General features: G+C 41.8%; 21 protein-coding genes. 10 read left to right on the plus strand and 11 right to left on the minus strand.

Annotation, left to right across the window (positions count from 1 at the left end):
• Positions 1 to 93 precede the first annotated feature (93 nt).
• Together aspS and AXK38_00835 are read left to right on the plus strand one after the other, a co-directional pair.
• Entirely contained in the window at positions 94 to 1,857 is a 1,764-nt protein-coding gene (aspS, locus tag AXK38_00830; protein ID AMH87937.1) for an aspartate--tRNA ligase, read from the plus strand.
• Positions 1,835 to 2,776: a hypothetical protein gene (locus AXK38_00835; GenBank protein ID AMH87938.1), complete on the plus strand. Its 942-nt coding sequence runs from the start codon at positions 1,835 to 1,837 to the stop codon at positions 2,774 to 2,776. The genes aspS and AXK38_00835 overlap by 23 nt, the downstream gene beginning before the upstream one ends.
• 29 nt (positions 2,777 to 2,805) lie before the next feature.
• Here the strand turns inward: AXK38_00835 and AXK38_00840 are convergent, their stop codons facing one another.
• From AXK38_00840 to AXK38_00860, 5 genes are all read right to left on the minus strand, one after another.
• Positions 2,806 to 3,792 carry a LacI family transcriptional regulator gene (locus AXK38_00840; GenBank protein ID AMH87939.1) on the minus strand — a complete coding sequence of 329 codons (987 nt, stop codon included), beginning with the start codon at positions 3,790 to 3,792 and terminating at the stop codon, positions 2,806 to 2,808.
• Positions 3,793 to 3,801: 9 nt separating this feature from the next.
• Positions 3,802 to 4,602: a maltodextrose utilization protein MalA gene (locus AXK38_00845; GenBank protein ID AMH87940.1), complete on the minus strand. Its 801-nt coding sequence runs from the start codon at positions 4,600 to 4,602 to the stop codon at positions 3,802 to 3,804.
• 146 nt (positions 4,603 to 4,748) lie between these two features.
• Positions 4,749 to 5,591 carry a sugar ABC transporter permease gene (locus AXK38_00850; GenBank protein ID AMH87941.1) on the minus strand — a complete coding sequence of 281 codons (843 nt, stop codon included), beginning with the start codon at positions 5,589 to 5,591 and terminating at the stop codon, positions 4,749 to 4,751.
• Between the two features lies 1 nt (position 5,592).
• Positions 5,593 to 6,885, minus strand: coding sequence for a sugar ABC transporter permease (locus AXK38_00855; protein ID AMH87942.1), 1,293 nt, complete (start codon positions 6,883 to 6,885; stop codon positions 5,593 to 5,595).
• A 110-nt stretch (positions 6,886 to 6,995) separates the two neighbouring features.
• Positions 6,996 to 8,267 (minus strand): sugar ABC transporter substrate-binding protein, encoded by a 1,272-nt coding sequence (locus tag AXK38_00860; GenBank protein AMH87943.1) that lies wholly within the window; start codon positions 8,265 to 8,267, stop codon positions 6,996 to 6,998.
• A 476-nt stretch (positions 8,268 to 8,743) separates the two neighbouring features.
• Between AXK38_00860 and AXK38_00865 the strand changes: the two genes are divergently transcribed.
• Together AXK38_00865 and AXK38_00870 are read left to right on the plus strand one after the other, a co-directional pair.
• Positions 8,744 to 10,261: a 4-alpha-glucanotransferase gene (locus AXK38_00865; protein AMH87944.1), complete on the plus strand. Its 1,518-nt coding sequence runs from the start codon at positions 8,744 to 8,746 to the stop codon at positions 10,259 to 10,261.
• Between the two features lie 25 nt (positions 10,262 to 10,286).
• Positions 10,287 to 12,545 (plus strand): maltose phosphorylase, encoded by a 2,259-nt coding sequence (locus AXK38_00870; GenBank protein AMH87945.1) that lies wholly within the window; start codon positions 10,287 to 10,289, stop codon positions 12,543 to 12,545.
• A gap of 62 nt (positions 12,546 to 12,607) precedes the next feature.
• On the opposite strand, the gene AXK38_00875 is transcribed toward AXK38_00870, so the two are convergent.
• Positions 12,608 to 13,456, minus strand: coding sequence for an rRNA (guanine-N1)-methyltransferase (locus AXK38_00875; protein ID AMH87946.1), 849 nt, complete (start codon positions 13,454 to 13,456; stop codon positions 12,608 to 12,610).
• Positions 13,457 to 13,509: 53 nt separating this feature from the next.
• Positions 13,510 to 14,766, minus strand: a complete 1,257-nt coding sequence (locus tag AXK38_00880) for a tyrosine--tRNA ligase (protein ID AMH87947.1) — start codon at positions 14,764 to 14,766, stop codon at positions 13,510 to 13,512.
• Between the two features lie 140 nt (positions 14,767 to 14,906).
• Between AXK38_00880 and AXK38_00885 the strand changes: the two genes are divergently transcribed.
• From AXK38_00885 to AXK38_00910, 6 genes are all read left to right on the plus strand, one after another.
• Positions 14,907 to 17,363, plus strand: a complete 2,457-nt coding sequence (locus AXK38_00885; GenBank protein ID AMH87948.1) for a transglycosylase — start codon at positions 14,907 to 14,909, stop codon at positions 17,361 to 17,363.
• Between the two features lie 82 nt (positions 17,364 to 17,445).
• Positions 17,446 to 18,357 carry a hypothetical protein gene (locus AXK38_00890; GenBank protein AMH89590.1) on the plus strand — a complete coding sequence of 304 codons (912 nt, stop codon included), beginning with the start codon at positions 17,446 to 17,448 and terminating at the stop codon, positions 18,355 to 18,357.
• A 228-nt stretch (positions 18,358 to 18,585) separates the two neighbouring features.
• Positions 18,586 to 19,284: a 2,3,4,5-tetrahydropyridine-2,6-dicarboxylate N-acetyltransferase gene (locus tag AXK38_00895; GenBank protein AMH87949.1), complete on the plus strand. Its 699-nt coding sequence runs from the start codon at positions 18,586 to 18,588 to the stop codon at positions 19,282 to 19,284.
• A 68-nt stretch (positions 19,285 to 19,352) separates the two neighbouring features.
• Positions 19,353 to 20,483: an N-acetyldiaminopimelate deacetylase gene (locus tag AXK38_00900; protein ID AMH87950.1), complete on the plus strand. Its 1,131-nt coding sequence runs from the start codon at positions 19,353 to 19,355 to the stop codon at positions 20,481 to 20,483.
• A gap of 11 nt (positions 20,484 to 20,494) precedes the next feature.
• Complete coding sequence (locus AXK38_00905; protein ID AMH87951.1) at positions 20,495 to 21,034, plus strand: 5-formyltetrahydrofolate cyclo-ligase; 540 nt, start codon at positions 20,495 to 20,497, stop codon at positions 21,032 to 21,034.
• Complete coding sequence (locus AXK38_00910) at positions 21,018 to 21,695, plus strand: rhomboid family intramembrane serine protease (protein ID AMH87952.1); 678 nt, start codon at positions 21,018 to 21,020, stop codon at positions 21,693 to 21,695. The genes AXK38_00905 and AXK38_00910 overlap by 17 nt, the downstream gene beginning before the upstream one ends.
• A 66-nt stretch (positions 21,696 to 21,761) precedes the next feature.
• On the opposite strand, the gene AXK38_00915 is transcribed toward AXK38_00910, so the two are convergent.
• The 4 genes from AXK38_00915 to AXK38_00930 form a co-directional block, all read right to left on the minus strand.
• Positions 21,762 to 22,661, minus strand: a complete 900-nt coding sequence (locus AXK38_00915; protein ID AMH87953.1) for a UTP--glucose-1-phosphate uridylyltransferase — start codon at positions 22,659 to 22,661, stop codon at positions 21,762 to 21,764.
• Positions 22,662 to 22,682: 21 nt separating this feature from the next.
• The gene (locus tag AXK38_00920; protein ID AMH87954.1) at positions 22,683 to 23,699 is read right to left on the minus strand and encodes a glycerol-3-phosphate dehydrogenase; all 1,017 of its coding nucleotides are present in this window, start codon (positions 23,697 to 23,699) and stop codon (positions 22,683 to 22,685) included.
• Positions 23,700 to 23,868: 169 nt separating this feature from the next.
• Positions 23,869 to 24,114 carry a MarR family transcriptional regulator gene (locus AXK38_00925; protein ID AMH87955.1) on the minus strand — a complete coding sequence of 82 codons (246 nt, stop codon included), beginning with the start codon at positions 24,112 to 24,114 and terminating at the stop codon, positions 23,869 to 23,871.
• Positions 24,115 to 24,474: 360 nt separating this feature from the next.
• Positions 24,475 to 26,166 carry an arginine--tRNA ligase gene (locus AXK38_00930; GenBank protein ID AMH87956.1) on the minus strand — a complete coding sequence of 564 codons (1,692 nt, stop codon included), beginning with the start codon at positions 26,164 to 26,166 and terminating at the stop codon, positions 24,475 to 24,477.
• Positions 26,167 to 26,299: the final 133 nt, after the last annotated feature.

Below are 26,299 nucleotides of genomic sequence, written 5' to 3' on the forward strand. Positions count from 1 at the left end.
ATTTTTAAAGACTGGCAAACTTTTCTGATGATTTTCATGAAGAGCCTGCGCTTTTATGGTAAAATAGTAACAGAATAAAAGAGGAGAGAAACAATGAAACGTAGTATGTATGCTGGTCGTGTTCGTGAGGAACACATCGGACAAGAAATTACCTTGAAAGGATGGGTTGGCCGTCGTCGTGACCTTGGTGGTTTGATCTTTATCGACCTTCGTGACCGTGAAGGGATCATGCAGTTGGTTATCAACCCTGAAAAAGTATCTGCAGAGGTCATGGCAACAGCTGAAAGCCTTCGTAGCGAATTTGTTATCGAAGTAACTGGTCAAGTCGTTGCGCGTGAGCAAGCCAATGATAAGTTGCCAACAGGTGCAGTTGAGTTAAACGTGACAGCTCTGACAGTGCTGAATACAGCTAAGACAACACCATTTGAGATTAAGGATGGCATTGAGGCCAATGACGATACGCGTTTGCGTTACCGCTACCTTGACCTTCGTCGTCCAGAAATGTTGGAAAATCTTAAACTTCGTGCTAAAGTGACCCACTCTATCCGCAACTACTTGGATGAGTTGGAGTTTATCGACGTGGAGACACCATTCCTTTCTAAGTCAACACCAGAAGGGGCGCGTGACTATTTGGTGCCATCTCGTGTCAATAAAGGGCATTTTTACGCTCTTCCTCAAAGTCCACAAATCACGAAACAGCTCTTGATGAATGCTGGTTTTGACCGTTACTACCAAATCGTTAAATGTTTCCGTGACGAGGACTTGCGTGGAGACCGCCAGCCTGAGTTCACTCAGGTCGACTTGGAAACTTCATTCCTTACTGAGCAAGAAATCCAAGACATCACAGAAGGCTTGATTGCGCGCGTGATGAAGGAAACAAAAGGTATCGAAGTAACGCTTCCATTCCCTCGTATGAAATACGATGATGCGATGGCTCTTTACGGTTCTGATAAGCCTGATACTCGTTTTGACATGTTGCTTCAGGACTTGACAGAAGTGGTCAAAGGTGTTGACTTCAAAGTCTTTTCAGAAGCACCTGCTGTAAAAGCCATTGTGGTCAAAGGAGCTGCGGACAACTATTCACGTAAAGACATCGACAAGATGACTGAAGTAGCCAAACAGTACGGTGCCAAGGGTCTTGCTTGGGTCAAGGTAGTTGACGGAGAATTAAACGGACCAGTTGCCAAATTCTTGACTGCCATCCAAGCAGAATTGACAACAGCGCTTGTTCTTGAAGACAAGGACTTGGTTCTCTTTGTGGCGGATACGCTTGAAGTGGCCAATGCAACGCTTGGTGCCCTTCGTGGACGTATTGCCAAAGAGCTTGACTTGATTGATAATGATAAGTTCAACTTCCTTTGGGTAGTTGACTGGCCAATGTTTGAGTGGTCTGAAGAAGAAGGCCGCTACATGAGCGCCCACCATCCATTCACTCTTCCACAGGAAGAGACAGCTCACGAATTAGAAGGTGATTTGGCTAAGGTTCGTGCCATTGCTTACGATATCGTCTTGAACGGTTATGAGCTTGGTGGTGGTAGCCTTCGTATCAACCAAAAAGACCTTCAAGAACGCATGTTCAAGGCTCTAGATTTCTCATCTGAAGAAGCAAATGACCAGTTTGGTTTCCTTCTTGAAGCCATGGACTATGGTTTCCCACCACATGGTGGTTTGGCTATCGGGCTTGACCGTTTTGTCATGTTACTTGCTGGAGAAGAAAATATCCGTGAAGTTATTGCCTTTCCTAAGAACAACAAGGCAACTGACCCAATGACCCAAGCTCCATCAACAGTCGCTCTCAAACAACTAGAGGAACTCAGCTTACAAGTAGAAGAAGATGAAACAAGCAAAACGAATTAAGCGGTGGCGCTATTATCTGCGCCGCTTTGCTTATCAGATAAAAATTTTACGTGTCTTACAAAGCATCTCTCGTGAAAAATATGATGAGAAGATTTCGGCCTCTCTGGTCTATGGTTTTCTATCAGCAGTAGCGGTTAATTTCTTTTTCCAACCAGGGCATGTGTATTCGAGTGGTGCGACAGGTTTGGCACAGATTATCTCTGCCTTGAGTAATCACTGGTTTGGTTTTCATATTCCAATTTCGCTGACCTTCTACGCTATTAATTTTCCATTGATGGTCTTGGCCTGGTATCAGATTGGCCATAAGTTCACTATTTTTACCTTTATCACGGTATCTATGAGTTCCTTCTTTATCCAGTTTGTCCCTGTGGCGACCTTGACGGAGGATCCTATTATCAACGCCCTTTTTGGTGGCGTTGTCATGGGCTTGGGGATTGGTTTTGCTCTTCGAAACAATATCTCCAGTGGTGGGACGGATATTGTCAGTCTGACCATTCGCAAGAAAACAGGTAAGAATGTCGGCAGTATTTCATTCTTGGTAAATGGGACAATCATGCTGATAGCAGGTTTGACCTTTGGTTGGAAATACGCCCTCTACTCTATGATTACCATCTTTGTCTCTAGCCGTGTGACAGATGCGGTCTTTACCAAGCAAAAACGCATGCAGGCCATGATTGTGACCAATCATCCAGACAAGGTCATTGAAAAAATCCATAAAAAATTGCACCGCGGAGCAACTATGATCCACGATGCAGAAGGAACCTATAATCACGAGAGAAAGGCAGTGTTAATCACTGTCATTACACGTGCAGAGTTTAATGAATTTAAACAGATTATGAAACAGGTGGACCCAAGCGCCTTTGTCTCTGTATCGGAAAATGTTCATATTCTGGGACGATTCGTTGAAACAGAAAATTAGTGATCAAAAAAACCAGCGCGAGCTGGTTTTTATTTTTCAATAATTTTGTGGGCAATCAACTGACGGTAACAAATTTGTTTATTGTTTTTGTTATCATTAATAATCTGGAGAATAGTTTCAAGGGAAACACGACCAAGTTCCAAGCTATTGATATCAACATAGGCCGCCAAATTGAGCTTGGGATTGACCGAGTCAAAGCTGAGAACAGGGACATCCAGTTGGTGCTTAGCAATATAGTCACAGACTCCTTCGGCTAGGAGACTATCGGTTGTAATGATGGCATCAATCTGCGGGTCATGCTGAAAGAGGAGTTTACTAAATTGATATCCTTTTTCCTCTAGAAATTCATTTGCAAAGTAGGTCAGATTGTCATCAAGAGGCAGTTTGTATTGCTTGAGCGCGGATTCGTAACCAGTTAGACGGTCTTGTGTAACGAAGAGTTTCTTAGAACCTCCGATAAAGGCAATTCGTTTGCAGCCTTTTTTGATGAAATATTCTGTCGCATCAAAACCAGCTTGGACATTGTCGTTATCGACAAGAGGTATAAAAGGTGAAATGGATTTTCCTAGGATGAGGAAGGGGAACTGCTCGTCAGCGACCAGCTTGACCAAAGGATCTTCCTCTTCGGCGTAAAGGAAAATCAAACCATCCACGCGTTTACCGTAAACCATTTGTGAAATAGCTTTAAGGCGTTCTTTTTCATCTTTACCTGTCGCAATTTGAATGGCGTAGTGGTTCTCAGAGGCGACTTGGGCTATACCACGTAGGACAGATGGGAAGAAAGGATTTTGATAGAAGGCGTCTGAGTCGTCAGGAAGAACCAATCCGATAACCTGAGTATAGCTGCTTACCAAGCTACGAGCGTTGAGGTTGGGGTGGTAGTTGAGCTCCTTCATAGCCTTGCGAACACGTTTTTTAGTTTCGTCGCTAATGGTTGATTTATTTTGAATAACACGGGTTACGGTTGAAGGTGAAACACCAGCAGCCTTGGCCACATCTTTAATCGTAACGGGCATAAAAATCTCCTATTTATGGTAATCTGGGTCACGGAAATGTGTTTTATAAAAGATAGTGACCAGATAAAGGACAAAAAGAATGTTTTGTACAGTAATCAGAGTTGTCATATTTTGGCCAAATAATCCCAAAATAAGCGTAATCAGAGTTGGTAATCCTAAACAGTTCAAGATAAAATGGCAGCACTCTTTAAAGGTTCTAAATGAAAAGAGGCGCGATTTCTTAGTGATATAAAGGAGAAGACTTGCTCCTAGAGAGACAATGAAGAAATTCAAACCAAAGAGGAAGCTGGCACCGAGAACTAGGAAGAGACTGATATAGACACGATTTTGCTGGTACCAGTCTTCAGAAATTGCTTGGGTCAAGCTGTCTTTACTTTTGAAACTCTCAGTCTGTATCGCTCGGTAAGAGACACGGGTCAGTTCTTTACTTTCCTTGCTGATGACCAGTTCTTTTGTATCGAAATGTAGTTGCAAGTCCTTAGGTAATTCCTTGCTTTGGCTTGGACCGATTAAAAGAGAAGGCGCTGGACTAGCTGTTCCTGTATAAGTAAATTTACCATCAACAATTGCAGCATGTTCAGAGAGTTCCTGGACAACCTCATCTGTCAGAGGCTCATAGACATTATCGATAAAGGTTTCTAGCGGATAAGTATCCTGTGAGCTGTTTTGGATGGCAATGGGTACCATAGACAAACTGATAAGGAAGATACTGGTAAAGAGAAGTTGAAACCAGTTGAGCCCGAAACGTTTGGACAGGGGCTTACGAAATCCCCAAATACTTGAAAAATAGGAAAATGGATATGGAAGCATAGGTATCTTTCTAAAAGGTGTTTTCTATATGAGTATTATTATATAGAGAAATGTGCTTTATTTCAAGTCTAGGAGAGAAATTGCTTGCTACAAGGATATTATTTACAATCACAAGCTCCAAAATGAAAAAGGGTGGCGGGGATATATTATCCCTTGTCGCCACCACTTGTAAGTCCTGAAACAAAGTTCTTTTGTAGGAAGAAGAAGAGAATACAGATTGGAAGGGCGATGAGGATAGCACCTGCTGAGAAGTAGGCAATCTTCATGTTTTTCGCATTGTTAACGAAGGTTTGGAGACCAACGGCAACAGTAAAGTATTCTTTCTCACGAAGCAAGAAACTAGAGAGGATGTAGTCCCCGAAAGGTCCCATGAAGGCCCAGAGAGCTTGTACGGCAACCATTGGGCGAACCAGTGGAAGAACAATTTGCCAGAAGCGGCGGAAGTGTCCTGCACCATCTAGTTTTGCAGATTCGTCTAGAGACATTGGCACTGTATCGAAGTAGCCTTTCATCAACCAAGCATTCATCGGGATACCTCCACCAACATAAAGGAAGATGAGGAACCAGCTGTGGTTAAGGGCGTTCAACATAAGTGCCATAACGAAGAAGGCGGTCAAAGCGGCCATGGTTGGCACCATTTGGATAATCAAGAAGAAGACCAAACTTTGTTTACGAGCCAAGAAGTTGTAACGGCTGTAAGCATAACCAGCAAGTACGATGATACTTGTTTGGACAGCCATGGTAATCAAGGCGATAATCAAAGTGTTGAGGTACCAAGTACCGTACAAGGTTTCAGTGAAGAGGCCTTGGAAGTTAGCAAAGCTAAAGTTGACATTGCTATCTAGTTTAAAGGCTACTACATTACCTGCCTTGAAGGCTGACATAATAGTAATTAACAATGGATAGATAATCACGACTGAGAGGCCAATCAAGTAGAGGTAAGTGAGGGTTTGAGTCAGTCTACGTTTGAGTTTAATTGAGTTATTCATCTTAGACGTCCTCCATATCAAATGCGTGTAGTTTCTTGAATGCGATCATAGAGATTGAGATGACAATGATAGAGATAATCAAGGTAACAGCTGCCGCCATTGAGTATTGAGGAGATGTACCTGTTGTCAAACGGTAGATCCATGAAATCAAGATATCAGTTGAACCAGCTCCACCTCCGACACTACCAGGTCCTCCACCATTGAAGAGGTACATGATAGAAAAGTTGTTAAAGTTGAAGGTGTATTGACTGATCAAAGTAGGTGCCGCAACAGCCAAGATCATTGGGAAAGTGATGTTGCGGAATTTTTGCCAAGCATTGGCACCGTCAATATAAGCTGCTTCGTAAAGGTCGTTAGGAATAGATTGCAAGATACCCAAGGTTAAAACGTAGATGTATGGGAATCCAAGCCAACCTTGCATCATAATCAAGGCAATCTTAGTCCAAGTTGGGTCTGTTTTCCAAGGAATAAGAGCACCATCAAGGAAAGGAAGGAATTTAGCCAAGATTGGTAGTACTTGAGTGTTGATAGCACCAACACTATCGTTAAACATGTTTGAGAATGTCAAGATAGTGATGAAAGCTGGAACAGCCCAAGGAAGAAGGAAAATAACACCAAAGATACGTTTTCCTTTGATAAATGGTTGGTTAGCAATGATAGCTGTGAAGATACCGATTACGATTTGTAAAGTTGAGGCAGCTAAAGCCCAGATGATAGTCCAAGAAAGAACGGCACCAAAGGCAGAACGGAAGGTACTCAAACTCCAGATGTTCGTAAAGTTGGTCAAACCAACCCAGTCCAGCAATTTGTTTGGTGGCAAGTGCTGGAAGTCGTAGTTGGTAAAGGCAATCATCAAGGTTACGATAACTGGGAAGATAATCGCAAAAGTCATGGCAACATAAGATGGAATGATCAAGAGGTAAGGGAAGCCATTTTCATAAATCCCTTTGATCATGTCTTTGAGGGTACGTGGTACTGGAATTCCATTGTTAATACGTTTTGCGATTGTATGTGCATCTTTAATATTTGAGAAATAGAAGAGTACATAAACGACTACAAAGATTAAATGGAAGGCACCACGAATCAGCATGAAGAGGGAATTATCACGACCTGGCTTGTCACCAAGAGTGATGAGATTGCTTAATTCAGGGGATGCAAGTGCTAAGAAATAAAGAACAAATACAATGGTTACACCAAGGAAGATAAAACCTTTGGCTTTTTGTTTATTGTAAATCTGTCCTAACCCAGGAATGATAGACAGCAGGGCTGCTTTACTAGGTTGTTGCTTTTCCATAATAACTCCTTTCATAGGATACTGCTTTTTAATCAAAACCTAAACTATATATGTTTTTTATTGATAAATTCAAAGGGGGATTTGAATTCCACCCCCCTTGAACAAATTTTTTATTCACCAAATTTTTGTTTGATTGTTTCTTTGATCAATGTTACAGCATCGTTAGCAGCTGTTTTAGCATCTTTCTTACCACTTACAGCATCAAAGAGCATAGTTTTCGCTGGATCCCAAACTGCAGACATTTGAGAGATATTTGGCATTGGTTGAGCGTTCTTGAACTGTTTGATAACAGCTGTTGTCAACTCATCGTTTTTACCTTCTGCATAAGTACGAGCTTCAGTGTTAGCTGGAATTTCGTTAGTTTTATCGTAGAATGCTTTTTGTTGTTCAGTTGAAACTAGGAAGTCTACAAATTTTTGTGCGCCTTCAAGGTTCTTAGTGCTTGATGGGATGATCCAAGCTTTACCACCACCGAATGCAGCGTAATCTTTTCCGTTTGGAAGAGTTGGGATAGTAGCAACACCGTAGTTTACTTTAGCATCTTTGAATGCTTGAGCTTTCCAAGGTCCATCGATAATAGCAGCTGTTTTACCTTCTTGGAATTGAGTTTGGATCAAGTTTCCAGCACCTTCAGTATCTTGCATACCTTTAGGCCATTTTTCGTACCAAGATTTAGCGTAGTTGATACCTGCAATAGCACCGTCGGTTGCAAGACCGATGTCTTTAGGATCTTTACCGTTTTGTCCGAATACGTAACCACCGTTACCAGCAAGGAGTCCGTATGCGTAGTAGAAGTTTGTCCAGTCAGCTAGGAAGGCAGTAGTTTTGCCATCTTCACCAGCGAAAGCGTATTTGCTGTCTTTAGCAAGGTTTTCCAAGTCAGCAAAAGTTTTTGGAGCTTCTTTTACCAAGTCTTTGTTATAGTACAAAACGAGTGATTCGATAACAGCTGGAGCACCATAGACTTTACCGTCAGCAGCTGTTACAAGAGATTTAGTTTTATCATCTGTTTTAGCGCCGTCGCTCAATTTCACTTCTGAAAGTTGTCCGTCAGTACCAAGGCTACCTACACGGTCGTATGGAGCCATCATAACGTCAGGAGCTTGACCTGATTGGTTGTCAAGAGAAAGTTTGTCAAGACCACCCATTTGGTCACCAGATTTGATGTTAACTGTTGTTCCTGATTGTTCTTTATAAGCTTTAGCAACTGTTTCAGCATAAGCTTTGTATTGGTCTTCAACGTAAAGAGTGATTTCTTTTGCTTCAGATGAACCAGAATCAGCAGGCTTATCAGCAGTTTTGCTTCCGCAAGCTACCAAAAGCAAGCTAGCAAGTGTAGCAGTTCCAAGCACAGCAGCGCTCTTCATGAATTTAGATGACATAGTGTATTCCTCCTAAAGAATAACAAATTTTATAATGAGGAAACGCAAACGTTTTCCTTTATGGGACTAGTATAGCACAATCGGAAAGCGGTTGCAAGTATTTTTTGTAAAAATTTTTAAAAAAATTGTAAAAAAGTAACCGCTTTATCGTTTTATATATAGAAGAAAAATCAAATATCACTTTTGTTTTAAATTTTAAAAAAGTTGAGAAAACGATTGCCTAATTTACAAATGGAAATTAAAGAGATTTGTTACTTTCTTTCCAGTACATAAGATAAGTGAAACCCTTATTCCTATTTTATTTGCTTCCGGAAAGAATATATATACGAGTAAGAAGAAAAACTTTTTAAAAAATAATCAAAAAGTTTTTTAAAACCGCTTGCATTTATCAAGAAAATGAGATATACTAATCATAGCGCAAACGTTTGCGTTCGTAAAAATGTAATATCTAACTATAAACACATGAGGTGCTTATTATGAAAAAACGTCAAAGTGGTGTGTTGATGCACATTTCTTCTCTTCCAGGAGCATACGGAATCGGATCATTTGGTAAAAGTGCTTACGACTTCGTTGATTTCTTGGTTCGTACAAAACAACGTTACTGGCAAATCCTTCCGCTAGGAACAACTAGTTACGGAGATTCTCCTTACCAATCTTTCTCAGCCTTTGCAGGGAACACTCATTTTATCGATTTAGATATCTTGGTAGAACAAGGCTTGTTGCAAGCAAGTGACCTTGAAGGGGTTGACTTTGGTAGCGATGCGTCTGAAGTTGATTATGCGAAAATCTACTATGCACGTCGTCCTCTTTTAGAAAAAGCGGTAAAACGTTTCTTGGAAGTAGGAGATGTTAAAGATTTTGAGAAATTTGCTAAAGACAACCAATCATGGCTTGAACTCTTCGCAGAGTATATGGCTATCAAAGAGCATTTTGACAATCTTGCTTGGACAGAATGGCCAGATGCAGATGCTCGTGCTCGTAAAGCTTCAGCACTTGAAAGTTACCGTGAGCAATTGGCGGATAAGTTGGTTTATCACCGTGTGACTCAATACTTCTTCTTCCAACAATGGTTGAAATTGAAAGCCTACGCTAACGACAACCACATCGAAATCGTTGGGGACATGCCAATCTACGTAGCGGAAGATTCAAGCGATATGTGGGCAAATCCACACCTCTTCAAGACAGATGTCAACGGTAAGGCTACTTGTATCGCAGGATGCCCACCAGATGAGTTTTCTGCAACTGGTCAGCTTTGGGGTAACCCAATCTATGACTGGGAAGCAATGGACAAAGACGGATACAAATGGTGGATTGAACGCTTGCGTGAAAGCTTCAAAATCTACGATATCGTTCGTATCGACCACTTCCGTGGCTTCGAATCTTACTGGGAAATCCCTGCTGGTTCCGATACAGCAGCACCTGGTGAGTGGGTCAAAGGTCCTGGCTACAAGCTTTTTGCAGCTGTTAAGGAAGAACTTGGTGAGTTAAACATCATCGCAGAAGACCTTGGCTTCATGACTGATGAAGTTATCGAATTGCGTGAACGTACTGGCTTCCCAGGAATGAAGATTCTTCAATTTGCCTTCAACCCAGAAGACGAAAGTATCGATAGCCCACACTTGGCACCTGCTAACTCAGTTATGTACACAGGAACACACGATAACAATACGGTCCTTGGTTGGTATCGTAACGAGATCGATGATGCGACTCGTGAGTACATGGCTCGCTATACGAACCGTAAAGAATACGAAACAGTGCCACATGCTATGCTTCGTACAGTCTTTTCATCAGTTAGCTTCATGGCAATTGCAACTATGCAAGATTTGCTAGAATTGGATGAGGCAGCTCGCATGAACTTCCCATCTACCCTTGGTGGAAACTGGTCTTGGCGTATGACTGAAGATCAATTGACACCAGCTGTCGAGGAAGGTTTGCTTGACTTGACAACAATCTATCGCCGAATCAATGAAAATTTGGTAGAATTAAAGAAATAATACAATATCAGGAGACACCTTAAACATGTTATCACTACAAGAATTTGTACAAAATCGTTACAAAAAAACCATTGCAGAATGTAGCAATGAAGAGCTTTACCTTGCTCTTCTTAACTACAGCAAGCTTGCAAGCAGCAAAAAACCAGTTAACACTGGTAAGAAAAAAGTTTACTACATTTCAGCTGAGTTCTTGATTGGTAAACTCTTGTCAAACAACTTGATTAACCTTGGTCTTTACGATGATGTTAAAAAAGAACTTGCAGCTGCAGGTAAAGACTTGATCGAAGTTGAAGAAGTTGAATTGGAACCATCTCTTGGTAATGGTGGTTTGGGACGTTTGGCTGCCTGCTTTATCGACTCAATTGCGACTCTTGGTTTGAACGGTGACGGTGTTGGTCTTAACTACCACTACGGTCTTTTCCAACAAGTTCTTAAAAATAACCAACAAGAAACAATTCCAAATGCATGGTTGACAGAGCAAAACTGGTTGGTTCGCTCAAGCCGTAGCTACCAAGTACCATTTGCCCACTTCACATTGACATCAACTCTTTACGATCTTGATGTTCCTGGTTACAAGACAGAAACGAAGAACCGTTTGCGTTTGTTTGACTTGGATTCAGTTGATTCTTCAATCATTAAAGACGGTATCAACTTTGATAAGACAGACATCGCTCACAACTTGACTCTTTTCCTTTACCCAGATGATAGTGACCGCCAAGGTGAATTGCTCCGTATCTTCCAACAATACTTCATGGTTTCAAACGGTGCGCAATTGATCATCGACGAAGCAATCGAAAAAGGAAGCAACTTGCATGACCTTGCTGACTACGCAGTTGTACAAATCAACGATACTCACCCATCAATGGTTATCCCTGAATTGATCCGTCTTTTGACTGCACGTGGTATCGAGCTTGATGAAGCAATCTCAATCGTTCGTAGCATGACTGCCTACACTAACCACACAATCCTTGCTGAAGCCCTTGAAAAATGGCCTCTTGAATTCTTGCAAGAAGTGGTTCCTCACTTGGTACCAATTATCGAAGAATTGGACCGTCGCGTGAAAGCAGAATACAAAGATCCAGCTGTGCAAATTATCGATGAGAGCGGACGTGTTCACATGGCTCACATGGATATCCACTACGGATACAGTGTTAACGGGGTAGCAGCACTCCACACTGAAATCTTGAAGAACTCTGAGTTGAAAGCCTTCTATGACCTTTACCCAGAAAAATTCAACAACAAAACAAACGGTATCACTTTCCGTCGTTGGCTCATGCATGCTAACCCAAGCTTGTCTCACTACTTGGATGAGATTCTTGGAGATGGTTGGCACCATGAAGCTGATGAGCTTGAAAAACTCTTGTCTTACGAAGACAAAGCAGCTGTCAAAGAAAAATTGGAAAGCATCAAGGCTCACAATAAACGTAAATTGGCTCGTCACTTGAAAGAACACCAAGGTGTAGAAATCAATCCAAACTCTATCTTTGACATCCAAATCAAACGTCTTCACGAGTACAAACGCCAACAAATGAACGCTTTGTACGTAATCCACAAATACCTTGACATCAAAGCTGGTAACATCCCTGCTCGCCCAATCACAATCTTCTTTGGTGGTAAAGCAGCTCCAGCCTACACAATCGCTCAAGACATCATCCACTTGATCCTTTGCATGTCAGAAGTTATTGCTAACGATCCAGCAGTAGCTCCACACTTGCAAGTAGTTATGGTTGAAAACTACAACGTTACTGCAGCAAGCTTCCTTATCCCAGCATGTGATATCTCAGAACAAATCTCACTTGCTTCTAAAGAAGCCTCAGGTACTGGTAACATGAAATTCATGTTGAACGGAGCTTTGACTCTAGGTACTATGGACGGTGCTAACGTGGAAATCGCTGAGTTGGTTGGCGACGAAAACATCTACATCTTCGGTGAAGATTCAGAAACTGTTATCGATCTTTATGCAAAAGCAGCTTACAAATCAAGCGAATTCTACGCTCGTCAAGCTATCAAACCATTGGTTGACTTCATCGTTAGCGATGCAGTTCTTGCAGCTGGAAACAAAGAGCGCTTGGAACGTCTTTACAATGAATTGATCAACAAAGACTGGTTCATGACTCTTCTTGACTTGGAAGACTACATCAAAGTCAAAGAGCAAATGCTTGCTGACTACGAAGACCGTGACGCATGGTTGGATAAAGTCATTGTTAACATTTCTAAAGCAGGATTCTTCTCATCTGACCGTACAATCGCTCAGTATAACGAAGATATTTGGCACTTGAACTAATAATTACATAATTTAAACCCGTACCTTGAAGGTGCGGGTTTTGTATTATCTAAAAAATTTATTTACAGTGCTTTTCCGACCAGAATCTCTGCTTCGATGGTAATTTCACTCAACTGACTCCAGTCAATCTTGCTCTGGTCAACGTGAAAGAGTAAGGGAGTCATACTGAGTAGGGCTTGGAGCTGCTCTGCTGTGATAGTCTTAGTCAGAGAGGCCGTTTGGCTAGATAGGATGGCAAAGTGTTCTTGGAAATGATTTTTGATATCTTGGTTAGAATAATCTTTGTTTGTCAGCTGGTCCTGTACCCTTTGACGGATTTCCTTGAGGTGATTTTTAGTTGGAATAACCTTTATCAAAATACCGTCTTTGGATAAAACGCGACGAAATTCTCCATAGTTGGCAGGTGAGAAGATATCAAGCAGGATATCCATGCTAGCGTCTTTTATAGGAAGACGAGCCAGGTCGCCAACGAACCAATTGACTGCCCAGTTAGGTTCGCTCTTGGCAGCAATTTGGACGGAATCTTTGGAGATGTCAAAGGCATAGAAGGTTTTGTCAGGATGATTTTCCTGGAGTTTTCGAGAATAGAAGCCTTCGCCACATCCAATATCCAAAATTGTTTCGGTATTTTCTGAACTTGCAAGTAAATCAGAAATTGCATCTAAAATAGCCTGATAAAAGCCAGCTTCTAGGATTTGCTGACGGTTTTGAAAGTTTTCCTTGTCGTAGTTTGCAGATTGCTTGATTTGAGGAGCCAGATTGACATAGCCGAATTTTGCTAGGTCACAAGAATGGCGATTGTTACATTTGAGACTACCCTCTACCAGAGTTAGATTTTCTTGGCAGATAGGGCAGGCAAAGGCAGTCGCAGAAGCGAAGCGCTGAAGTTTGGGTTTGAGGTTTGTATTCATAGTTTAAGTCTAGCAAAAAAAGGACTGGATGGCAAATGCCTCCAGTCTTCTTTTTAATATGTAAGAACAAAGTATTTTTTCTTACCACGACGGATAACAGTCAGTTCGTTTTCTAACTTATCTGCATCACTCAAGACATAGTCAAGGTCTTGGATACGGTCGCCATTTACGTAGATAGCTCCATTTTGGACATCTTCACGGGCTTGGCGTTTTGAGTTAACCATACCAGATGAAACAAGGAGTTCCACGATATTGTGGTTTTCATCTGCTTGAACTTGGTAGTTTGGTACTCCACGAAGTCCTTGTTTGAGTTCTTTGACAGAAAGGTTTTTGATGTTTCCTGCAAAGAGTTGCTCAGTGATGTTGAGGGCTTCTTTGTAGGCTTCTTCGCCGTGAACAAGTGTGACAACTTCACGAGCCAAGACTTTTTGAGCCAAGCGTTCGTGTGGCGCAGCCTCAAACTGTTTGCGGATGTCTTCAATCTCATCAAGTGATAAGAAAGTAAAGATTTTCAAGAAGCGAACAGCGTCAGCGTCCATGACATTCATCCAGAATTGGTACATTTCGTATGGAGAAGTCTTTTCAGGGTTGAGCCAAACAGCATTTCCTTCAGATTTACCAAATTTCTTACCAGTCGCGTCTGTGATGAGTGGAACAGTGATAACGTGACCAGTTTTGTCAGCCTTACGACGAAGCAATTCGGTACCAGCTGTCATATTTCCCCACTGGTCAGAACCACCGATTTGTAGCGTTACATTGTGGTCTTGGTTAAGGACGAAGAAGTCGTAACCTTGCATGATTTGGTAAGCAAACTCAGTGTATGAAATTCCTGTTTCAATCCGTTTTTTAACAGACTCCTTGCTCATCATGTAGTTGACAGTAAAGTATTTTCCGATATCACGGAGGAAGTCAATGAAGCTGATGCTGCCAAACCAGTCGTAGTTGTTGACCATGACAGCCTTATTTTCACCATTTTCAAAGTCAAGAAAACGAGAAAGTTGTCCTTGGATAGACTTGACCCAGCCATCTACTGTGTCTTTTGTTTGGAGACTACGTTCAGCATCTTTGAAGGACGGATCTCCGATGAGACCTGTAGCACCGCCAACGAGCGCATAAGGTTTGTGACCTGCTAGCTGCAAGCGACGACTTGTCAAGATTGCGACAAGGTGGCCTAGGTGAAGGCTGTCAGCAGTTGGATCGTAGCCAGTATAATAAGAAACTTGACCTTCTTCTAGGGCTTTACGCAAAGCTTCTTCATCAGTCGTTTGAAAAATCAAACCACGCTCTTTTAGCTCATCAAAAATGTGCATATGTCTTTTCTCCTTTTTAAAATTATTGTTTCTAACTATTGTATCACAAACTTGGGCAATAGCCTAGTAGAATAGGAAGAAAGTGGCTATTTTATTGAAAGTGTCCCTTTTATGGTATAATGAATAGAGTGAGGAAATCCATGCAAAATCAATTAAAGAGAAAAGTGCTGGCATTTTTCCAGCAAGTAAAATCAAACATAAATCATAAAAAATCAGAGAAAGTCTTAGAAGCGAAGAAGTCGGATGGAACAGTTGGGAAGTTCCTGCCTATCTTAGGTAGCATTTTGGCTGCTATCAAGGGAGTTTTGAATACCCTCTTTATTCTAGGCTTTATCGGTGGGCTTTTTGGGGCAGGTGTGGCTCTTGGTTATGGAGTTGCTTTGTTTGATAAGGCTAAGGTTCCGCAAGCGGAGGAGCTGGTTAAGCAGGTTAAAGATGTTTCTTCTATATCAGAAATTGTCTATGAAGATGGAAGCGTTATTGCTTCTATCGAGAGTGATTTATTACGGACATCTATTTCATCTGAGGAGATATCGGACAATCTCAAAAAAGCCATCGTTGCAACTGAGGACGAACATTTTCTTGAACATAAAGGGGTTGTGCCTAAGGCTGTGATTCGGGCGACTTTGGGGACCTTTGCAGGTTTGGGTTCATCTAGTGGAGGCTCTACCTTAACCCAACAGTTAATCAAGCAGCAAGTCGTTGGAGATGCTCCGACTTTGGCTCGTAAGGCTACAGAAATTGTGGATGCACTTGCGCTAGAACGAACGATGAGTAAGGATGAAATTTTGGTTACTTATCTTAATATTGCTCCTTTTGGCCGAAATAATAAGGGACAGAATATTGCAGGTGCTCAGCAGGCAGCAGAGGGTATTTTTGGTGTAGATGCTAGTCAGTTGACTGTTCCTCAAGCAGCATTTTTAGCAGGACTACCGCAAAGTCCTATTATCTATTCTCCCTATGAAAATACGGGTGCTATTAAGAGCGATGAAGATTTAGAACTAGGCTTGAAGCGGGCCAAGGATGTTCTTTATAATATGTATCGTACGGGATCCTTAACAAAGGAAGAATACAATCAGTATAAGGATTACAATATCAAACAAGATTTTTTGCCATCAGGTTCTGTTAATGTTGTTTCAAGAGATTACCTTTACTATACTGCTATGGCTGAAGCGATAGACCGGATGTACGATTATTTGGTCCAACAAGATAATGTTCCCAGTCAAGAGCTGAAAAATGAAGCTATTCAGAAGGCGTATCGTAAACGAGCTGAGCAAGAATTAAGTACAGGTGGTTATAAGATTATGACTACTATTAATAAAAAAGTTCATACTGCCATGCAGAATGCAGTAGCCAGATATGGGTCTCTACTAGATGATGGAACAGGTCGTGTAGAAGTAGGGAATGTCTTGATGGACAACCAAACAGGTGCTATCCTAGGCTTTGTAGGTGGTCGCAATTATCAAGAAAATCAAAACAATCATGCCTTTGACACCAAGCGCTCACCAGCTTCCACTACCAAGCCCTTGCTGGCCTACGGGATCGCTATTGACCAGGGCTTGATGGGAAGTGAGACGATTCTGTCTAACTATCCAACAAACTTTGCCAATGGCAACCCGATTATGTATGCTAATAGCAAGGGGACAGGAATGATGACCTTGGGAGAAGCCTTGAACTATTCATGGAATATCCCGGCTTACTGGACCTATCGTATGCTCCGTGAAAAGGGTGTTGATGTCAAAGGTTATATGGAAAAGATGGGTTACGAGATTCCTGAGTACGGTATTGAGAGCCTGCCAATGGGTGGTGGTATTGAAGTCACAGTTGCCCAGCATACCAATGGCTATCAGACCTTGGCAAATAACGGAGTTTATCATCAGAAACATGTGATTTCTAAAATTGAAGCATCAGATGATAGAGTGGTATATGAGTATCAAGATAAACCGGTTCAAGTCTACTCAAAAGCTACTGCAACAATTATGCAGGGCTTGTTGCGAGAAGTTCTATCCTCTCGTGTGACAACAACCTTTAAACCGAATTTAACTTCTTTAAATTCGACATTAGCTAATGCAGATTGGATTGGGAAGACTGGTACAACCAACCAAGACGAAAATATGTGGCTTATGCTTTCTACTCCTAAATTAACTTTAGGTGGTTGGATTGGGCATGATGATAATCATTCATTATCTCGTAGAGCAGGCTATTCCAATAATTCTAATTATATGGCTCACTTGGTTAATGCTATCCAAGAGTCTGAACCTGGAATTTGGGGGAACGAGCGCTTCGCTTTAGATTCTAGTGTAGTAAAATCCGAAGTCTTGAAATCAACAGGTCAAAAACCAGGTAAGGTTTCTGTTGAAGGAAAAGAGGTAGATGTCACAGGTTCGACTGTTACCAGCTATTGGGCTAATAAGGCAGGAGCGCCAGTGACTAGTTATCGCTTTGCTATTGGTGGAAGTGATGCGGATTATAAGAATGCTTGGTCTAGTATCGTGGGGAGTCTACCAACTCCATCAAGCTCCAGCAGTTCAAGTAGTAGCTCTAGTGACAGTAGTAACTCAAGTGCTACACGATCTTCTTCAAGGACAAGACGATAAGTTCTATGAACTATGCTAAATGAAGTGGCCAATCAATGGATTGCCACTTTTTTCTTTTTCCCTTTCGTGTTACAATAAAGATATGAATCAGTATCAGAAAAAGATTGTTAAAGGAACCATTTACTCGCTCCTATCCGGCTTAATTTGGGGAATCTGTGGGATTTTAGGAGAGTATTTCTTTACTCATTATCAGGTATCTTCTGGTTGGATTACCTCTATGCGTTTGACGCTAGCAGGGAGTCTTGTGCTTATTTGGTCTGCAATGCAAGTAAAATCACAAGTGTTAGATATCTGGCGAGACAAGAAAAATTACCTGCCCTTTTTGGCCTATGCTATTTTGGGAATTTTTTCAGTTCAGTATTTTTTCTATCTCTGTGTAGAATATTCAAATGCTGCGACAGCAACTATTTTACAGTTTATCAGTCCTGTCTTTATACTCTTTTATAATCGTTTGGTTTATAAAAAACGAGCGTCAAAAAGCGCTATTTTCTATGTTCTGATTGCTATGCTGGGTGTGTGCTTGATGGCGACAAAGGGAGATCTCTCTCAGTTATCCATGACGCCACTAGCCCTTATAACAGGTCTGTTGAGTGCTATGGGGGTTATGTTTAATGTTATCTTGCCCCAACCTTTCGCGAAGCGCTATGGTTTTGTACCCACGGTTGGGTGGGGGATGATTTTGGCAGGTTTATTTAGCAATGTCCTTTCGCCGGTTTATCAGCTTTCCTTTACTCTTGATATTTGGAGTATCTTGATTTGCCTCATTATTGCTTTCTTTGGGACGGCTTTTGCCTTTTTCATTTCCATGAAGGCTGTGTCCTTGGTTTCTCCCTTGGTGGTTTCTGTTATTAGTGCCAGTGAACCTCTCTCTTCTGCCCTTTTGAGTGTTTTATTTTTAGGCTTGGTAGTGGATTGGTCCCTTCTTCTAGCTATGGCCCTGATTATTTTACCCATGATTTTCCTATCGGTAGAAGAAGCGAAAGAAAGTAAATAAAAAGTCTTTTCTTAATTCTAAAAGTGTGCTATACTAGAATAGTCAATAAAACACGGGGAGATAGTTGTGAAGAGTGTTTTTAGGTTGTATCGGTAGGGGCTTGCTTTTACCGACAGCACGTTTTATCTCACATCCCTAAAAATCATACCTAAAAACAAACAAAAAGGCTTCAAATTTGAGGCCTTTTTTGATAGAATAGGTATCATTAAAATGAACTAGGAGGCGCCTATGACTGCCACAAAAATGAATGCTCAAGAAATTATCCAATTTATCGCCAATGCTGAAAAGAAAACCAGTGTTAAAGTAACCTTTGAGGGACAACTCGCAACCGCTGTACCTAGCTCTGTTGTCAAACTAGGGAATGTCCTATTCGGAGACTGGAAGGACGTGGCTCCGCTTCTAGATGGTTTGGTAGAAAATCAAGACTATGTTGTTGAGCAAGATGCTCGTAATTCTGCAGTTCCTTTGCTAGATAAACGTGCTATCAATGCTCGTATCGAGCCAGGCGCTATTATTCGTGATCAAGTTGAAATTGGTGACAATGCTGTTATCATGATGGGAGCAGTCATCAATATCGGTGCTGAAATTGGTGCAGGAACTATGATTGACATGGGGGCTATCCTTGGTGGCCGTGCTATCGTTGGGAAAAACAGCCACGTTGGTGCAGGTGCAGTTTTGGCAGGTGTGATTGAGCCAGCTAGCGCAGAACCAGTCCGTGTCGGAGACAATGTTCTTATCGGTGCCAATGCAGTGGTTATCGAAGGGGTGCAAATTGGTAGTGGTTCAGTTGTCGCTGCAGGAGCTATCGTTACCCAAGATGTCCCAGAAAATGTAGTGGTAGCAGGCGTCCCGGCTCGTATCATCAAAGAAATTGATGCCCAAACCCAACAAAAAACAGCGCTAGAGGATGCGCTTCGTACCTTGTAATTGTAAAAGTAAAAATAGAGGCGGAACCCTTTTTCCAGCCTCTTTCTGCTATATGGGAGGACAGATAGATGTTAGATTTGATTCAGACTAGACGAGATTTGCACCAGATTCCAGAGATTGGCTTGGAGGAGTTTAAGACTCAGGCTTATTTACTGGATATGATTGAGAAATTGACAGAGGGCAAGGACTTTGTTCAAGTTCGTACTTGGCGGACAGGTATTTTGGTCTATTTGCAGGGAAGTCAGTCAGAGCGGACCATTGGTTGGCGGACAGATATTGATGGTCTGCCGATCGTTGAACAAACAGGCCTTCCTTTTGCTTCTCACCACCAAGGTCGCATGCACGCCTGTGGACATGATTTCCACATGACCATTGCCTTGGGCTGTCTTGAGCGAGCCCTTGAGCAGCAACCGAAGAATAATTTGCTCTTCCTATTTCAGCCCGCTGAAGAAAATGAAGCTGGTGGCATGATCATGTATGAAGATGGCGCTTTTGGAGATTGGCTACCAGATCAATTTTATGGCCTTCATGTTAGGCCAGATTTGAAGGTTGGACAGATTGCGACCAATACTCATACACTCTTTGCAGGAACTTGCGAGGTGAAGATTCGTTTCAAAGGCAAAGGAGGACACGCAGCCTTTCCGCATGAAGCTAATGATGCTTTGGTGGCGGCTAGTTACTTTGTGACCCAGGTGCAGTCAGTTGTCAGCCGCAATGTCAACCCAATCGAGGGAGCGGTGGTGACCTTTGGTGTTTTTCAGGCTGGAACAACCAACAATGTCATCACAGACACAGCCTTTTTGCATGGAACTATTCGGGCCTTGACACAGGATATGAGTCTCTTAGTGCAAAAGAGGGTCAGAACAGTTGCAGAAGGGGTTGCAGCTGCCTTTGATATGGAAGTCGAAGTGGAACTCAAGCAAGGTGGTTACCTGCCTGTTGAGAACAATCCAGCCTTGGCGCGTGAACTGATGGACTTCTTTGAAGAAAAAGACGGAATCGAGTTGATTGATATCGAACCTGCTATGACAGGTGAGGACTTTGGTTATCTCCTTTCAAAGGTTGATGGGGTTATGTTTTGGCTGGGTATCGATAGTCCCTACGCCCTTCATCACCCTCAGATGAGTCCTAAGGAAGAAGCCTTAGCTATTGGGCTTGATGCAGTCTCTAGTTTCCTGAAAAAGAAGGCAACAGAGTAGAGGGGTTGTCTATGAAATCGGAATTACGTAAGCAAGTCTTGCATGAAATGAAGGCTATATCTCAAGAGCAAAAGCCGGCTATCGACCAAGCTTTAACCGAGCGACTTTTACACCATCCCTTTTACCAAGAAGCGAAAGTCATCGCAACCTATCTCTCTTTTCCGCACGAATTTCAAACGCAGGAACTGATTGAGCAGGTGCTGAAGGACGGCAAGAAGGTTCTGATACCTAAAACCTATCCCAAGGGGCGCATGGAGTTTGTGGTCTATAATCCGCAGCAATTAGTAAAAACTTCCTTTGGCTTACTGGAGCCACAGGGAGAGTTGGAGGTAGTGGAGGCCTCTCAGATTGATTTGATTCATGTTCCTGGCTTGGCTTTTACAACGGAAGGATGTCGGATTGGATACGGTGGAGGTTATTATGATCGTTATCTGGAACATTTTACTGGCCATACTTTGAGTACGGTTTATCCTTGTCAAGTTCAGGACTTTATCCCTGAAAACCATGATATTCCTGTTCAGGAGGTATTAATTGATGAAGGAAATCTTTGATAGGCGTTATCCTGTGACGAGTTTCTTCCTCTTAGTGACGGCCTTGGTGTTTCTACTAATGCTGGTGACTGCAGGCGGAAACTTTGATAGGGCGGATACCTTATTTCGATTTGGAGCCATGTATGGCCCTGCCATTCGTCTCTTTCCCGAGCAAGTTTGGCGTCTCTTCTCTGCCATCTTTGTCCATATTGGTTGGGAGCATTTCATTGTCAATATGCTTTCGCTTTATTATCTTGGTAGGCAAGTAGAGGAAATTTTTGGATCCAAGAAGTTTTTCTTTCTCTATCTCTTATCAGGAATGATGGGCAATCTCTTTGTTTTTGTATTTAGTCCCAAATCCTTAGCCGCAGGAGCCTCTACTTCTCTCTATGGACTATTTGCTGCAATTATCGTTCTTCGCTATGCCACTCGCAACCCCTATATCCAACAGCTAGGGCAATCTTATCTGACACTTTTTGTGGTTAATATTATTGGAAGTGTTCTGATTCCAGGAATAAGCCTAGCAGGCCATATCGGAGGCGCAGTTGGTGGCGCATTTCTAGCAGTTATCTTTCCAGTTCGAGGAGAAAGACGGATGTATAGCGCTAGTCAGAGACTGGTAGCGGTAGTCTTGTTCGTAGGACTCGCAGTTTTTCTTTTCTACAAGGGAACGGGGTTGTGACGAACCTGGAAGAAAATTTATGTAATGAAAAAAGATAAGGCATTTTTTGAACCTTATCTTTTTATTTTATTCCTTCTCAGCCAATTCTTTTCCAAGTTGGATGAGGTATTCTTTCAAGTCATCTTTGACTTGTGGATGTTTGAGGGCGTAGTCAATAGATGTTTTCATAAAGCCAAACTTATCCCCAACGTCGTAACGAGCTCCTGTAAATTCACGGGCGAAAACACGTTGTGTTTTATTAAGCGTATCAATAGCGTCGGTAAGTTGGATTTCATTTCCAGCACCAGGAGTTTGATTTTCTAAGATATCAAAAATTTCAGGTGTGAGTAGATAGCGACCGATGATTGCCAAATCACTTGGTGCATCTTCGGGAGCTGGTTTTTCAACGAAAGTTTCGACACTGTAGAGACCATTGATTCCTTCGCCTTGAGGAGCAATGACTCCATATGATGAAACATCTTCGTGTGGTACAGGCATGACAGCAATGGTTGATGCGTGTGTCTTTTCGTAATCATTCATCAGTTGCTTTGTCAAAGGAACGGCATTCTCATTTGTGATGTCCATAAGGTCATCACCCAGCATAACAACGAAGGGCTCATTCCCTACAAAAGCTTTGGCTTGTAGGACAGCGTCTCCAAGACCGCGAGGGTGAGTTTGGCGAATGAAATGGAGGCGCATACCAGTTGCTTCGTCTACCAATTTCAATAGATCTGTTTTGCCTTTTTCCTTAAGGTTGTATTCAAGCTCAAAGTTTGAGTCAAAGTGGTCTTCAATAGAACGTTTTGACTTACCAGTGACAACCAGAATATCTTCAATGCCTGATTTAAGAGCTTCTTCTACGATAAATTGGATAGTTGGTTTGTCTACAATTGGCAACATTTCTTTGGCAAGGGCCTTGGTTGCTGGTAAGAAACGAGTTCCTAGTCCAGCGGCAGGGATGACAGCTTTTCTAACTTTTGATGTCATAAGAATCCTTTCTTTAGAGGGTTAAGACCACTCATTTTCTGCTTTAAATTCATTGTTCATGATGTCATAAATAGCATCTTTGATGTTGGTTCCGTGGTAAATAACTTGGTAAATGGCTTGTGTAATTGGCATATAGACTCCAAGTTCTTGCGCTAGTTCATAGGCTGCTCGAGTTGTTGAGATTCCTTCAATCACCATGCCCATATTGGCTTCGATATCAGCTAGGGATTCTCCACGACCAAGGGCGTCTCCAGCTCTCCAGTTACGAGAGTGGACGGAGGTTCCAGTTACGATCAAATCTCCCACACCAGATAAGCCACTATAGGTTAATGGACTGGCACCAAGTGCTACTCCTAAGCGGGTAATTTCTGCCAAGCCTCGTGCGATGATGGCTGCCTTGGCATTGTCACCAAATCCTAGACCATGTAAAGCTCCTGCCCCGACAGCGATAATGTTTTTAAGAGCACCAGCAGTTTCAACCCCGATAACATCCGTATTGGTATAAAGTCGGAAGTAGTGATTGCTAAAGAGTTCCTGAACGTATTGAGCTGTTTGCAAATCTTTAGAAGCAGCTGTGATTAAAGTCAGGTCACGCACAATGGTCTCTTCTGCATGGCTAGGCCCTGAGACAACGACAATATCACTGCGGAGCTCTTCAGGAATCTCTTCTTCAAGGATGGTTGATAATCGTTTATGGCTATCAGGCTCCAATCCTTTTGATGCGTGCATGATGATAGCCTTATGATCCAAGGTTTGTGCAACTTGTTGGGCAACAAGTCGTGTCACTTTTGTTGGGACAACAAACAAAATCGCATCCACATCTTTCAGTGCTTCAGCTAAGTCAGTGTAGGCGATAATATTTTCATCTAGAACGACATCTTTAAAGTAGTGCTTGTTAGTATGATAGGTATTAATTTCATTGATTTGCTCGGGAATATTTCCCCAGATACGTACCTCGTGTCCATTGTCATTTAAGACTTGTGAAAGGGCAGTTCCCCAAGAACCAGGCCCCAAGACGGCGATAGTTTGTTTTTCCATGATTTCCTCCTTAATAGAGTCCTTTTCATTATTCTATCATATTCTAGAGGATTTTGCACTTGCATTGCTGGGGGAGTGGTAGCTTTGTTACTTGAAAAATACATAAAAACCGAGACGAAGTATTAAACTCTTAGTCTCGGTTTTGATATTTCTTAAAGAATAGCTAGGTTTATTTCAATTGATCTGTAATGTCTTTTGATAGCAACATTCCCAGATGATAAGTTTTATTGATGTAAGCAATGACATCATTGATATTTTCAGTTGTGTGAATTTTCTCTTTGATGTCATCCCTAAATGTTTCATCCTTTAAAAGTTGTTCTTGGTAGAGTCTTTGAAGTCTCTCCTTCTCGTACTTATTGAGTAGAAAAAGGAATACCAAGCTAATCACAACGAGGATATAAGCATATTGGCTCATAGAAAATCTCCCTGTATGATAAAGAAGTAGTAGTGAGTAGATTGAATTAGTTAATTCACAGATCAAGTCAGCAAAATTTTGATAGGCCTCTAAACCTAATTACGTATAGGATTTGGTCTTAGTTACTTAAACTGCTTTACAATCAAGTAATTAAAAGCTTACGACATGAGTCTAACCAAATCAATATTATTTGGATTGGTGAATTAGTAAAGCGTTTAGGCAAATATCTCTGGTTACGACGTTCTGGGACATAAATCGATAATATTTATGTCCCAGAACTAGTGAAGCGCCTAGCCAAATCTCTGATAGGATTTGGCGTTAGTTACTTAGATTGCTCCGCAATCAAGTAACTTTGGCGATTTACATTTTCTCTGGCGCTTCTACTCCAAGCAAGCGAAGGGCTTCTTTGAGAACAACTGCAGTTGCGTAGCTGAGAGCTAGACGGCTGTCGCGCTCAGGACTTTCATCTAGGATACGTGTATGTGCATAGTACTTGTTGAAGGCTTGAGCCAGATTAATCGAAAATTTAGCAATGATAGAAGGTTCAAAGTTATCTGCCGCACGGTTGATAATACGTGGGAAGTCTTGGATGAGTTTAATGATTTCCCAGCTTTCAGTATCATTCAAGCTATAGTTGCCAGTTGTTTCTGGTTTGAAATCGGCTTTGCGTAAGATAGATTGGATACGAGCGTAGGCGTATTGAACGTAAGGTCCAGTTTCACCCTCGAAGGATACCATGGCCTCTAGGTCAAAGTCATATCCGTTTGTACGGTCAGTCTTGAGGTCATAGAATTTAATGGCTCCAACCCCAACAGCATGCGCCACCTGGTCTTTATTTTCAAGTTCAGGATTTTTAGCCTCGATTTGGGCTTTGGCACGACTAACAGCCTCTGCAACTGTAGGTTCTAGCAAGATGACATTCCCTTTACGAGTAGAGAGTTTTTTCCCTTCTTTTGTAACCAAACCAAAAGGAACGTGAGTAATGTCTTCACTCCAGTCGTAGCCCATTTCTTGCAAGACAGCTTTGAGCTGTTTAAAGTGGGCAGATTGTTCTTGACCAACTACGTAGATAGATTTAGCAAATTGGTATTCGTTTTTACGGTAAAGGGCTGCAGCCAAGTCACGTGTGATATAGAGAGTTGCACCATCAGATTTTTTGATAAGGGCTGGATGTTCAATTCCATATTTCTCAAGATTGACAACTTGGGCACCTTCTGATTCAACAAGAAGGCCTTTTTCAGAAAGAATGTCTACAACTGCATCCATCTTATCATTGTAGAAGGCTTCGCCGTTGTAGCTGTCAAATTCAACCTTCAGTTCATTGTAAAGGCGGTTAAATTCTACCAAACTTTCATCACGAAACCATTGCCAAAGAGCAAGAGCTTCCTCATCTCCATTCTCCAGTTTACGGAACCATTCGCGTGCTTCTTCATCCAAGCTAGGGTCATTTTCGGCTTCAGCGTTGATGCGGACATAGAGTTTAAGAAGTTCATCGATTGGATGAGCTTTTACAGCTTTTTCGTCGCCCCATTTTTTGTAGGCAACAATCAGCATCCCAAACTGTTTACCCCAGTCTCCCAAGTGGTTGACCTTGACCGTTTGATAACCGATTTTTTGGAAAATATGTGACAAGCTATCTCCGATAACAGTTGAGCGCAGGTGACCGATAGAAAATGGTTTAGCAATATTGGGACTAGACATGTCAATAACAACATTTTCTTGTTTACCAATGTTTTGGTCAGCATAGTGTTCTTTTTCAGTGATAACAGCTTGCAATACTTGAGCAGAAATGGCAGATTTATCAAGGAAAAAATTAACGTAAGGTCCTGTTGCAACAACCTTTTCAAAGGCTTGACTGTTAATCTTTTCAGCCAGGTCAGCCGCAATCATTTGTGGCGCTTTACGTTCGACTTTTGCAAGAGAAAAAGCAGGGAAAGCGATGTCTCCCATTTCTGAGTTTTTAGGGGTTTCCAGTAAATTTAAAATAGCCTCTTGATCCAGGCTATCAATGACGCTAGCCAACTCGCTAGCAATCAATTCTTTTGTATTCATTAAGAGCTCCTTTTTGGACTTTTCTACTATTTTATCACAATTTTAAAGAAAGAAGAAAAAATTTTTGAAATCTCCTATTTTTTTGGTATAATATAGTTATAAAATTAGTTATAAATATTCACATAAGAGGATT

The organism is Streptococcus mitis (assembly GCA_001560895.1).
Classification (GTDB): Bacteria; Bacillota; Bacilli; order Lactobacillales; family Streptococcaceae; genus Streptococcus; species Streptococcus mitis_Q.

Excerpts from the sequence above, each read along its gene's own strand:
- aspS (AMH87937.1), top strand. The coding sequence starts at position 94 with ATGAAACGTAGTATGTATGCTGGTCGTGTTCGTGAGGAACACATCGGA.
- AXK38_00835 (AMH87938.1), top strand. The coding sequence starts at position 1,835 with ATGAAACAAGCAAAACGAATTAAGCGGTGGCGCTATTATCTGCGCCGC.
- AXK38_00840 (AMH87939.1), bottom strand. The coding sequence starts at position 3,792 with ATGCCCGTTACGATTAAAGATGTGGCCAAGGCTGCTGGTGTTTCACCT.
- AXK38_00845 (AMH87940.1), bottom strand. The coding sequence starts at position 4,602 with ATGCTTCCATATCCATTTTCCTATTTTTCAAGTATTTGGGGATTTCGT.
- AXK38_00850 (AMH87941.1), bottom strand. The coding sequence starts at position 5,591 with ATGAATAACTCAATTAAACTCAAACGTAGACTGACTCAAACCCTCACT.
- AXK38_00855 (AMH87942.1), bottom strand. The coding sequence starts at position 6,885 with ATGGAAAAGCAACAACCTAGTAAAGCAGCCCTGCTGTCTATCATTCCT.
- AXK38_00860 (AMH87943.1), bottom strand. The coding sequence starts at position 8,267 with ATGTCATCTAAATTCATGAAGAGCGCTGCTGTGCTTGGAACTGCTACA.
- AXK38_00865 (AMH87944.1), top strand. The coding sequence starts at position 8,744 with ATGAAAAAACGTCAAAGTGGTGTGTTGATGCACATTTCTTCTCTTCCA.
- AXK38_00870 (AMH87945.1), top strand. The coding sequence starts at position 10,287 with ATGTTATCACTACAAGAATTTGTACAAAATCGTTACAAAAAAACCATT.
- AXK38_00875 (AMH87946.1), bottom strand. The coding sequence starts at position 13,456 with ATGAATACAAACCTCAAACCCAAACTTCAGCGCTTCGCTTCTGCGACT.
- AXK38_00880 (AMH87947.1), bottom strand. The coding sequence starts at position 14,766 with ATGCACATTTTTGATGAGCTAAAAGAGCGTGGTTTGATTTTTCAAACG.
- AXK38_00885 (AMH87948.1), top strand. The coding sequence starts at position 14,907 with ATGCAAAATCAATTAAAGAGAAAAGTGCTGGCATTTTTCCAGCAAGTA.
- AXK38_00890 (AMH89590.1), top strand. The coding sequence starts at position 17,446 with ATGAATCAGTATCAGAAAAAGATTGTTAAAGGAACCATTTACTCGCTC.
- AXK38_00895 (AMH87949.1), top strand. The coding sequence starts at position 18,586 with ATGACTGCCACAAAAATGAATGCTCAAGAAATTATCCAATTTATCGCC.
- AXK38_00900 (AMH87950.1), top strand. The coding sequence starts at position 19,353 with ATGTTAGATTTGATTCAGACTAGACGAGATTTGCACCAGATTCCAGAG.
- AXK38_00905 (AMH87951.1), top strand. The coding sequence starts at position 20,495 with ATGAAATCGGAATTACGTAAGCAAGTCTTGCATGAAATGAAGGCTATA.
- AXK38_00910 (AMH87952.1), top strand. The coding sequence starts at position 21,018 with ATGAAGGAAATCTTTGATAGGCGTTATCCTGTGACGAGTTTCTTCCTC.
- AXK38_00915 (AMH87953.1), bottom strand. The coding sequence starts at position 22,661 with ATGACATCAAAAGTTAGAAAAGCTGTCATCCCTGCCGCTGGACTAGGA.
- AXK38_00920 (AMH87954.1), bottom strand. The coding sequence starts at position 23,699 with ATGGAAAAACAAACTATCGCCGTCTTGGGGCCTGGTTCTTGGGGAACT.
- AXK38_00925 (AMH87955.1), bottom strand. The coding sequence starts at position 24,114 with ATGAGCCAATATGCTTATATCCTCGTTGTGATTAGCTTGGTATTCCTT.
- AXK38_00930 (AMH87956.1), bottom strand. The coding sequence starts at position 26,166 with ATGAATACAAAAGAATTGATTGCTAGCGAGTTGGCTAGCGTCATTGAT.